At 71.8% G+C, this 10,393-nt stretch carries 7 protein-coding genes; 3 read left to right on the top strand and 4 right to left on the bottom strand.

Features of this window, described 5'->3' with window-relative positions; all coding sequences use genetic code 11:
* Window positions 1-301 precede the first annotated feature (301 nt).
* Window positions 302-907 carry a response regulator transcription factor gene (locus AB0F11_RS36085; protein WP_362183460.1) on the top strand — a complete coding sequence of 202 codons (606 nt, stop codon included), beginning with the start codon at window positions 302-304 and terminating at the stop codon, window positions 905-907.
* A 121-nt stretch (window positions 908-1,028) separates the two neighbouring features.
* Window positions 1,029-2,732 (top strand): DUF885 domain-containing protein, encoded by a 1,704-nt coding sequence (locus tag AB0F11_RS36090; RefSeq protein ID WP_362183463.1) that lies wholly within the window; start codon window positions 1,029-1,031, stop codon window positions 2,730-2,732.
* Window positions 2,733-2,784: 52 nt separating this feature from the next.
* Here AB0F11_RS36090 and AB0F11_RS36095 read toward each other — a convergent pair whose 3' ends face one another.
* From AB0F11_RS36095 to AB0F11_RS36105, 3 genes are all read right to left on the bottom strand, one after another.
* Window positions 2,785-3,789 (bottom strand): HEAT repeat domain-containing protein, encoded by a 1,005-nt coding sequence (locus tag AB0F11_RS36095; protein WP_362183465.1) that lies wholly within the window; start codon window positions 3,787-3,789, stop codon window positions 2,785-2,787.
* 6 nt (window positions 3,790-3,795) lie between these two features.
* Window positions 3,796-4,467, bottom strand: a complete 672-nt coding sequence (locus tag AB0F11_RS36100; RefSeq protein ID WP_362183467.1) for a HEAT repeat domain-containing protein — start codon at window positions 4,465-4,467, stop codon at window positions 3,796-3,798.
* 125 nt (window positions 4,468-4,592) lie between these two features.
* A complete protein-coding gene (locus AB0F11_RS36105) occupies window positions 4,593-7,349 on the bottom strand; it encodes a hypothetical protein (protein WP_362183470.1) in 2,757 nt (918 codons plus the stop codon).
* Window positions 7,350-7,711: 362 nt separating this feature from the next.
* Between AB0F11_RS36105 and AB0F11_RS36110 the strand changes: the two genes are divergently transcribed.
* Window positions 7,712-9,319: a serine/threonine protein kinase gene (locus tag AB0F11_RS36110; protein WP_362183473.1), complete on the top strand. Its 1,608-nt coding sequence runs from the start codon at window positions 7,712-7,714 to the stop codon at window positions 9,317-9,319.
* A gap of 165 nt (window positions 9,320-9,484) precedes the next feature.
* Here AB0F11_RS36110 and AB0F11_RS36115 read toward each other — a convergent pair whose 3' ends face one another.
* Window positions 9,485-10,387: a helix-turn-helix transcriptional regulator gene (locus AB0F11_RS36115; RefSeq protein WP_362183476.1), complete on the bottom strand. Its 903-nt coding sequence runs from the start codon at window positions 10,385-10,387 to the stop codon at window positions 9,485-9,487.
* Window positions 10,388-10,393 lie beyond the last annotated feature (6 nt).

A 10,393-nucleotide genomic window follows, 5' to 3' on the forward strand; every position in this document is an offset into this window, starting at 1 on the left:
GGGCGCCGCGCCGCCCACCGGAGTCCCGGTGGGCGGCGCAGCCATGCCCGGATTCCCTCGCCGGCCGACCCGGAGCCTTCCCCTGGCGCTCCGGGAACCGGTCGGGAACGCTCCGGGAGCGGCCCGTCCCAGACTCGATGCCGAACCGCGAGCGATCTGACAGAGGCAGCGGACGGTTTGACGCCCCAAGCACGCCCGCGTGCAAAGGTGTCCGGTATGCGGTGCCCGGTACCTGCTCGCCGTACAGGGGCGCTGCGCGCGCACGCCATCGCTGCATCGTCTCAATTCACAGGGGAATCGAATGAGTGTCGATGTAATGGTCTACGACGATCTTTCCCTATCCCGCTTTGCGCTCACCGCATTACTGGAACAGCATCCCGATATTGCGGTCGTCGGATCGGTGGACAACATATATGCCGCACTCGAGTTCGCCGAGCTGAATCGACCCGACGTCGTGATAGTCAGTTTCGACGGCAGGGACGAGGAAACGGTCGACGTCGCCGAGAAGATCGCCATCCTTCCGGACGTCCGCACGCTGTTGGTGGCCACCGCATGCATCCGGCCGGTCGTCCGCAGGGTGTTCGGCGGGGAGATCGACGGAATGGTGCGGCGCAGCGTCCCGCCCCAGCGCCTGTTCGAGGCCGTCCATCTGGTGCACGGGGGCGAGCGGGCCTTCGACGCCGAGCTGGCCGTCGCAGCCGTGTCCAACGGGGACTGCCCGCTGACCCCCCGGCAGCTGTCCGTGCTCGAACACGTGGACCGCGGCGACACGATGGAGGAGATCGCCGCCCGGCTGTGCCTGTCCGAAGGGACGGTGCGCAACTACATTTCGACCATCGTGGCGAATATGGGTGCCCGCAATCGCATTGACGCACTGCGCATGGCCCGGAATCACGAATGGATCTGATGCGCCCGCGCCGCCGTGCGGACCGCACCACGGCCAATGCGTAATGGATCTGTTGCGCCGCGGGCATCGACTGCTAATGTCCGACTGATATTGCAGACGCATCGGTACAAGGACGGCTCGTATGCCCGATTCCAGCAATTCCAACCCTCCCGCGGGCGGTCGGCTGCCCCGCCAGGTCGCCGACGACCATGTCGACGCCCTCGTGGAACTCGACCCGATCGCCGGCACCTTCCTGGGCGTACCGGGGAGTTCCGGCCGGCTCCCCGACTTCTCGCCCGAAGGCCGGGAAGCGGTGGCCGACCTGGCCCGTACGACCCTGCGGCAGCTCGCCGCGGCGGAGGCCGCTGCGGGTGCCGACGACACCGGCGAGCGCCGCTGCGCCCGGCTGCTGCGCGAGCGGCTCACCGCCGAACTCGCCGTGGACGAAGCGGGGGAGAGCCTGCGGCACGTCTCCAACCTCGGCTCACCACTGCACCAGATCCGCGATGCCTTAACCCTCACCCCCACGGACACCGACGAGGACTGGGCGGCCATCGCGCGACGGCTGCGCGCCCTGCCGGACGCCCTGGCAGGCTACCGGGCCTCTCTCAACGCCGGCCTCGCCCGCGAACTGCCCGCAGGGCCGCGGCAGGTCGCGGCCGTCGTCGGCCAGCTGACCGAGTGGATCGGTACGGACCGCAGCTGGTTCGCGGAGTTCACCGACCCCGGCCCCGAGCCGCTGCGGGGCGAACTCACCGCGGCCGCCGCCGTGGCCACCGGCTCCCTGGCGGACCTGCGCGACTGGCTCCGTGACACCTACGCCCCGGCCGTCGAGGGCGCACCGGACGTCGTCGGCCGGGAGCGCTACGTCCGACTCGCCCGCCACCACAACGGCACCGACCTCGACCTGGACGAGGCCTACGCGTACGGCTGGGCCGAGTTCCACCGGCTGCTCGCCGAGATGCGCACCGAGGCCGAGCGGGTCCTGCAGGGCGCCGGAACCCCCTGGGAGGCGCTGGCCTGGTGCGACCGGCACGGCGAGGCCGTCGAGGGCGTCGAAGAGACCCGGCAGTGGCTGCAGAAGCTGATGGACGACACCATCGACACCCTGGACGGCACCCACTTCGAACTGGCCGAGCGGGTACGCCGGGTCGAGTCGCACATCGCCCCGCGGGGCAGCGCCGCCGCCCCCTACTACACCGAGCCGTCGCTGGACTTCTCCCGGCCCGGACGCACCTGGCTGCCGACCATGGGGCAGACCCGCTTCCCGGTCTACGACCTGGTCACCACCTGGTACCACGAGGGCGTGCCCGGTCACCACCTCCAGCTGGCCCAGTGGGCGCACGTCGCCGGCGAGCTCTCCCGCTACCAGACCACCGTGGGCGTCGTCGGCGCCAACGCCGAGGGCTGGGCGCTGTACGCCGAGCGCCTGATGGACGAACTGGGCTTCCTGACCGAGCCCGAACGCCGGCTGGGCTACCTGGACGCGCAGATGATGCGGGCCATCCGCGTCATCATCGACATCGGGATGCACCTGGAACTGGAGATCCCGAAGGACTCCCCCTTCCACCCGGGGGAGCGCTGGACGCCGGCGCTGGCCCAGGAGTTCCTCGCCCGCCACACCAGCCGCCCCGCCGACTACGTCGAGAGCGAGATCACCCGCTACCTCGGCATGGCTGGCCAGGCCATCGGCTACAAGCTCGGCGAACGGGTCTGGCTCGCGGGCCGGGAGGCGGCCCGAGCGCGGCACGGCGCGGACTTCGACCTCAAGGCCTGGCACATGGCCGCGCTGTCGCAGGGCTCACTGGGCCTGGACGACCTGCTGGCCGAGATATCGGCGCTCTGAGGAAGACCCGGCCGCACCGCCGTACCCCCAACGGGTACGGCGGTGCGGTCCGTCATCGCGTGTCGCGGAGCCCCAGCACGTACCCAGCGGTGAGCGCGACGGCACGGTCCTCGTCCCGGGACAGGTCGGCGAGCGCACGCGAGGCCGTGCTGCCGGGGATGTCCGCGAGGGCCTGCGCCAGCCGCAGCCGGGCGGACGTTCCCACGCTGCCGGTGCCGAGGCGGTCGACGAGCCCGGCGACGATGCGGTCCGCGAGCGCGGGATCGCTCGCCAGCGCGCCCAGGGCGTCGGCCGCATCGACGTCGTTCGCCCCCTCGGCGATCATGTCGGTGAGCGTCGGGACCGCGTCGGCCACCCCGCGTACCCCGAGCGCCAGCGCCGCACACCGCCGGACCGCGGGGTCGCCGTCCGCGAGGGCGTCCTGCAGCAGCGCGGTCGCCCCGCGGTCCGGCATCTCCGCGACGGCCTGCACGGCGCGCCGTCGCACCTCGGCCGCCGGGGAGCCCAGCCCCTGCGCCAGCAGGGCCAGGGCGGCATCGCCCGACCGGGCCAGCGCCCAGCGGAGCGCGCCGGCGACACTCACGTCCGACTCGCCCAGCGCCGCTTCGACCAGGGCCTCCACCGGCACCGCACCGTCTTCGGCCGCGGACAGCGCCGCGCGCTGCCGCGTCCCGGCGCTCTCCGACCCCAGGGCGTGCAGGAGCGCGACACTGCGCAGGACGTCCTCCCAGTCGGCGGGTTCCGCCGAGCCGATCCGCTCCAGCCGGGTCAGCAGCTCCGTCTCGGCCGCGATGCGTTCGCGGGTCTGGCCGACCAGGGTCTCGATGAGCCCGGAGGGGGTGAACCCGGGATCGTCCAGCGCCCGCGCGACGTCGCGCAGCGGCAGCCCCAGCGAGCGCAGGCTCTCGATGTGGAAGATCCGCCGGATGTCCTCACCCGAGTACTCCCGGTAGCCCGCCCCGGTACGCCCCGTCGGCCGCAGCAGGCCCAGCGACTCGTAGTGGCGCAGCATCCGGGCGCTGACCCCGGACCGCCGTGCCACATCACCGATCAACACGTCCTGTCACTCCTCCCGGGCGCTCGCGCCCAAGACCATGATCCGCTTCGCCTGCTCAACGGCGAACCCGAACCCGGCATCGGGGTCGCGCACCAGCCGTTCCGTGGCGATCGCGTGCTGACGCACCCGAGGGTCCGGGCCCGCCATCGGGGCCCGCAGGACGGGGATGGCGACGGCTTCCCCCAGGGCGACCACGGCCCGGCTCAGGCTCAACTGCGTCTCACGGCCGCCGCGCCCGAGCTGCGTAGCCAGCACCTCGGCCAAGCCGGACGCACCGCCCTCGGGCACCAGGACCACCGCAGCCCGCCAGGCGCTGCGCGCCACCTCCTCGTCGGCGTCGGTCAGCAGCGCCCGCGTGATCGCCGGCCATGCCCGCCGGTCCCCGACCTTCGACAGCGTGTGCAGCGCCTGACTGCGTGCCTGCGCGCACTCCGAGCCCAGCTCGTCGACCAGCTTCGGGACGGTCACCGAGGCCGGGAGCCGCGTCAGCGCCCACGTCAGCATGTCCCGCACGTGGAAGTCCGGCTCTACCGCGCACCGCTCGATCAGCGCGTCGACGCAGCGGGAGTCCGCTGCCGTGCCGACCGCCAGCGCCGCCCGCAGCCGTACCGATGAACTGCTGCTCGCCAGCCCCTGGAGAGCTTGCACCGTGTCCGCTTCCTCTGCCCGAATGACCACCGGGACCACCTCCTGGGCAGCAGTGAAGGCCTTGCCACAGTGTCAAGGTCAAGGCTGCTGTGACGCACGTCGGCCCGGACCCGAGGGGGTCCGGGCCGGTGCGGGCCGGTGCGGGCGGATGCGGCTCAGCGCAGGGTGAACGGTGCCACGTGGGTCGTGGTGTCCGCACCGCTGATGGTGAACCGCAGGGTGTAACTGCCGTTGGCCAGTCCGCTGGTGGGGAGGTTGACGATGTAGCCGCCCAGCTGTGCGTCGTACCGGAACGGGGTCGTGAACGGCCTGGTGGTGGGCCCGACGATCTGGCTGGGCGTGAGGGTGATGCCCGGGCCGGACAGGTTGGCTCCGTTGACGTCGCAGATCCGCAGCCTGATCGGGACCGTGCTGTTCCCGCCGCGGACCGGCCGGGTCGGGTCGTAGAGCAGGCAGATCCGGTAGGCCACGGTGTACGTGACGCTCTTGGCGGCCGGGTTGGCGGCGACGTCCGCGGCGTTCACCGTGAAGGTGTGCGGGCCGAACGTCGAGGTGTCGATCGGGCTGCCGTTGGGGACCGTGCCGGTGCAGGTCGCCACGCCGGAGGTGGCGTCCGTGCACGAGTAGGACGCCGTGACCGACTCGTGGAACAGGTACGTGCCGGCCGTCGGGCGCACGACGGTGATCGTCGGCGGCCCGGTGTCCAGACGCACCGTGATCGTCTGGGGCGTGGACGTGTTGCCGGCGTTGTCGGTGGCGGTGAAGGTCACCGTGGTCACGCCGTCCGTCGTGATCGGCACGGCTGCGCTCGCCCCCGACACGTCGGTGGATCCGATCGGCTGGGCGCCGCTCGCACTGTAGGTGATCTTCTGGATGCCGGAGCCGCAGGCTCCGTCACCGGCGAAGATGCTGACGGTCGCCGGGCTGCTGTTGTTCCAGCCGGCGCCGTTCGGGGACGGCGAGACGCTCGCGGAGGCGCTCGGCGCGGACGTGTCCGCGTCGTACGTGAACCTGTCGGCGGCGGTGATCGGGCTGGTGCCGTCGGGCGTGGTCACGGTGATGTCCACCGTGCCCCGTGCCTGCCGTGGTACCTGCGCGGTCAGTTCCTCCGGCCCGATGACGTGGACGTTCGTGGCGGCCACGGAGCCGAAGCTGACACTGGTGCCGCTCGTGGGGAACTCCGTGCCGTGCACGGTCACGGTGTTCACGCACTGTGCCAGTTCGGGAGCGTGGTTCGGGGCGACGCCCGTGACGGTCGGCGGGGACAGCGTGACGCGGTCCATCGCGGTGCCCCAGTCGCCGCCGTAGACCCCGGTGTTGCCGGTGGCTCCGATCTGCTGGACCGTCCAGACGTCCTTGGGGTTGCTCGGGTCGCGCGCCGTGCCCGAGTAGTCGCCCCAGCGGCTGTCGCCGTTGCAGCGGCAGGCGTAGGCCTCCGTGCCGGCGGCGTAGAAGTCCCCGAAGGTCCTCGCCGGGAAGTTGCCGCCCGGCACTCCGATCGCGACGGCGGTGGCGAACATCGTGGACGAGGACGCGGTGAAGCCCGAGAACAGGTCGTCCTCGTCGTTCAGGGTCAGCGAGCCGTAGTAGATGTCTCCGCCCACGAGGCCGAGGTTGAGGTTGGTCGCCAGGGTCTGGGTCCCGCCGGTCGCGATCTGGACGTAGCGCTGGCAGGTGTGGACCGCGGTGTCGCCGAGGGGGGTGCAGCTGACGTTGAAGACGCCCCACAGGTGGTTGTTCTGCCAGGCGACCGAGAGCATCCGGTCGTCGTTGGTGTTGATCGTGGGATCACCGCCGGCCGGCTGGGCCGCGAGCGGCGGGGGGTCGGCGGTCCCGATGGCGATGGTGTTCACGGTGCGGTTGACCGCGTTGACGCCCGGCACGCCGGTGATCGTGGTCACCGTCACATTGGTGCCGTCGTGCCTCATCGAGAGCTGGTCGTCGATCGACGACAGCGAGGTGGCCGGGACGGCGTCGTCCAGGCCCGTGTTCTGAGCGAACGTGGTGAAGTCGATCGAACCGCCGGCCAGCAGGTCCGCCTTGCTGACGACCACGTTCACCGCGCCCAGGAACGGCGGCTCGGCCTTGCTGTTGTCGAAGTTGTTCCAGCTCAGCGTGACCTTGTCGTTGCTGTATCCGAGCAGCGGACGGTCCTGCTGGATGTTGGAGCTGTTGCTCCCGATGTTGTAGACGGACCAGCCCCCGCGGGGGTCGGAGCTGTCGCTGACCGCGACGTCGACCTCGTCGCCGTTCGGCAGGATCCCCTCGTACGAGGCGAAGAACCGGCCGGACCCGGCGTCGTAGTGCACGCGCGGATCACCGCCGGAGTCCGCCGCGAAGCCGAAGAAGGCGCCCAGGTCGAAGGGTGAGCCCACCGCGTTGCCGGCCTTGTCGTAGAACTGACCGGACGTGTTGACGAACTGGACGATGTAGGTGGGCCCGACCGCGAGATTGGTGTCGGAAGGGGTGATGGTGTCGACGTTCCCGAGCGTGGGGAACGTCTTCAGCCGCTCGACGACGGCCGAGGCAGGAGCGGCCTTCGGCGAGGCCGCGCCCTTCGGGGTCAGCAGCGCTGTGGTGACCGGCAGGCTCGGCTGTCGCACCGGTCCCACGGGTGCCCGCCGCTTCGGAGGGGCGAGGTAGGGCCGCCTCTGCGGCTCGGCGGTGCGCTGGCGGCGGGGCAGTGCCCGTACGTCCACACGGCGCTTCACTTTGGCTCGCGACAGCTTCCCCTCGCCGCCCTGGGGCGTGGGACTGCTGCCGGCCGAGGCGGGGGCGCCGGGCCGCGGCTCGGCGGGCGCCGCGGCGGCGGCCGGCGCCGCCACGGTGAGCATCACGGCGAGCGCCAGCAGGAGCGCGCGCGGCCGGCCGCGCGCGACCTGCACCATGCGGCGGTTGCCTCGTCGGTTCATTCCGAGAATCCGTCTCGACGACACGGGATCCCCCCTTCAGCCCACGTCGGAAGCCCGGTCCCGCCGGTGGATCGGCGGAGGGCTGTCGTAGTCCTGCAGTAGCCGGTGATCACGACCCTGGTATCTATCGGATGGAGCCGCCACCGTCCTCCGCCCGCCGGGAGCGTTGCCCACGCTTCCCTCCTACGGCCCAACCGGCCCGTGCAGGTGGGCGGCGAAGGCGACCGCGGTACGGACCGGCCCCACGCGACGCGCCCACCGGCTGGCGTGCCGTGACGGCGGACGTGCCGGTCCCGGTCACAGCTCGATTTCAGCCGCAACAGACAGCGGGTCCAGCGGTGTTGGCGGACTGCATTCTGGGCGTGGGGCGGATCGAGGGGGGCGAGCATGGTGGCGCAAAGCCTCCAGGGCGTCCGTGGTCCGCGACCACCCTACGTCTCAGGAGGAGCCAGGTGAGTTTGAGTGCGCTGCGTGCGGGGGACCCGAAGCGGATCGGCGAGTTCACGCTCGTCGGTCGGCTGGGCGCAGGCGGCATGGGCGTCGTCTACCTGGCGCAAGCTCCCGATGGCCGACTGGCCGCCCTCAAGCGGCTCCGGGAGGAACTCGCCTCCGACTCCGAGTTCCGGGCGCGGTTCCGGCGTGAGGCCGCGGCGTTGCTGCGCGTCCAGGGCGCATGTACGGCCCGCGTGCTGGCGGTCGAGGTCGACGCAAGCAGCCCGTACGTCGTCATGGAGTACGTACAGGGCCCGACGCTGGCGGAACACGTCGCCGAGCACGGCCCGCTGCGAGGGGACATGGCGCACGGCTTCGCCGTCGGCCTCGCCGAGGCGGTCGCGGCGATCCACGGGGCAGGCATCGTGCATCGCGATCTCAAGCCCGGAAACGTCCTGCTGTCGAACCAGGGCCCGAAGGTCATCGATTTCGGCATCGCGCAGGCCGCCGATGCGACGGCGCTGACCCGCACCGGCGTCTCGATCGGGACCGTGGGGTACATGGCACCGGAACAGGTGCGCGGACAGGCCGGACCTCCGGCCGATGTGTTCGCCTGGGCGATGACCGTCGCCTACGCCACCACCGGACGGCCCCCGTTCGGCACCGGGCCGTCCGAGGCGGTGCTCTACCGGGTCCTGCACGACGAACCCGATCTCGACGGTGCACCCGACCACCTCAAGACAGTGCTGACTCCGGCGCTGGCCAGATCACCCGAGCGCCGTCCCACGCCCGGGCAGCTGCTCGCCGAACTGACCGGCGCCGAGGACCCTCGGACGATCCTCGGCGTGGAGGCCGTCACCACGGTGCTCGCCACCGCATGGCAGATGCCCGAAACGGCCACGGCGCCGCCACGGCCACTGCTGAAGCAGCGCACCACCCGGACCGCCGCCGCGGCAGCGGTGGTGCTCCTGCTCTCGACCGCCGGGATCCTCTGGACGGTGATGTCCGGTAGCGGACACCCGACGGCGTTCGGCACGACTGCGCCTCCGAGCGCGTCGCCGGCGGGCACGGCACCCTCCCCGTCTCCGACGACGTCAGCGCCGCCCACCTCGGCGGCGGCCCAGCCGGCTCCACCGCCGCCACCGGCCCCTGCGTCCACGGGCCCGATCACCAACACGCACAGCGACCTCTGCATCGACACCAACGGCCCGCAACGACCCGGACTCGAGGTGGTGCTCCGCGCGTGTGCGAATTTCAGCGGTCAGATCTGGCAGTACGACCGGACGACCCTGCACCTCGCGAACACCCCCAGCGGCCTGTGTCTCGACACGGAAGGGAAACCCGCCACCGGCGTCAGGGCCGTGCTCAACTCCTGCGGCTCCCACAGTGGCCAGCAATGGCGCTACGACGCCGGCAGCAAGCAGTTCGTCAACCCCACGAGTGGCCTCTGCCTGGACACGAGCGGACCCCCGGCACTCAACCTCGAACTGGTGCTCAACCCCTGCGGGAACTACACCGGACAGCACTGGCGGATGTGAAGGAAAGACGGCGCCGGCGTCCGCGTGGCGGCCCGTCCCGATCCGGTACGAGCATCCTCTCCAGGACGAACCGGCCCAGCAGCCACTGCAGCCGGGTGACGATGAGGACCTGTGCCCGCCAGGGCAGTTGATGGGCAAGGCGGGCCGCGATGCGGGCGTCCAGGATCAGCGTCCGTGCGCCCGCACCGAGGAGGGGTCGTCCGCCGTTCCGTCGCGCGTCGCGGCGGCGTCCGCGTGAGCCAGCAGCAGCATCGCGTCGTGGTCCGGGGTGCCGGGCTCGGCCTGGTAGACGATCAGCCGGTGGCCCTCGGTGCGGGCGACCTCGTAGGCCTCGTAGCTCAAGGCCATGGTGCCGGTGGCGGGGTGGGTGAAGTGCTTGCGTCCGTTGGTGCGGCTGCGCACCTCGTACCGCTGCCACAACGCGGCGAACTCCTCGCTCTTGACGACGAGTTCGCCGACCACGGAGGTGATGTCGGGCGCCTCGGGGTACCGCCCGGCGGCCGCGCGCAGATGGGCGACGGTGGCCGCGGCCACGTCCTCCCAGTTGCTGCAGAGGGTCCGGGCGGCGGGGTGGAGGAAGGTGTAGCGGGCGGTGTTCCGGCGCGCCTGCGGCCATGCATCGATGCCGTGCAGGAGGCGCAGCCCGCGCGGGTTGGCGGCGAGGAGGTCGTTGGCCCGGCTGAGTACGTACGCGGGGCAGGGGTCGACGATGTCCAGCATCCGCAGCACGTCCGGGCGCAAGGCCCGCGAGGGTGCCGTCCCGGGGTCAGCGGCCGTGTCCCGGGGGGCCCTGGCCAGCTCGAAGAGGTGCCTGCGCTCGTCCTCGTCCAGCCGGAGCACCCGGGCGACCGCCTCCACGACCGCCGGCCCGGGCCGGTGCTGTTTGCCCTGTTCCAGCCGCCGGTAGTACTCGATGCTGACGCCCGCCAGCAGGGCCACTTCCTCGCGGCGCAGGCCCGTGGTGCGCCGGCGCCCGGTCGTCCCCGGCAGCCCGGCCTGCTCGGGGGTGACCTTGGCCCGCCGTGTCCGCAGGAACTCTCCCAGTCCGGATGCTTCGTCTCTGTCCACCCCTCG

Source organism: Streptomyces sp. NPDC032472 (assembly GCF_040636955.1).
Lineage (GTDB): Bacteria > Actinomycetota > Actinomycetes > Streptomycetales > Streptomycetaceae > Streptomyces.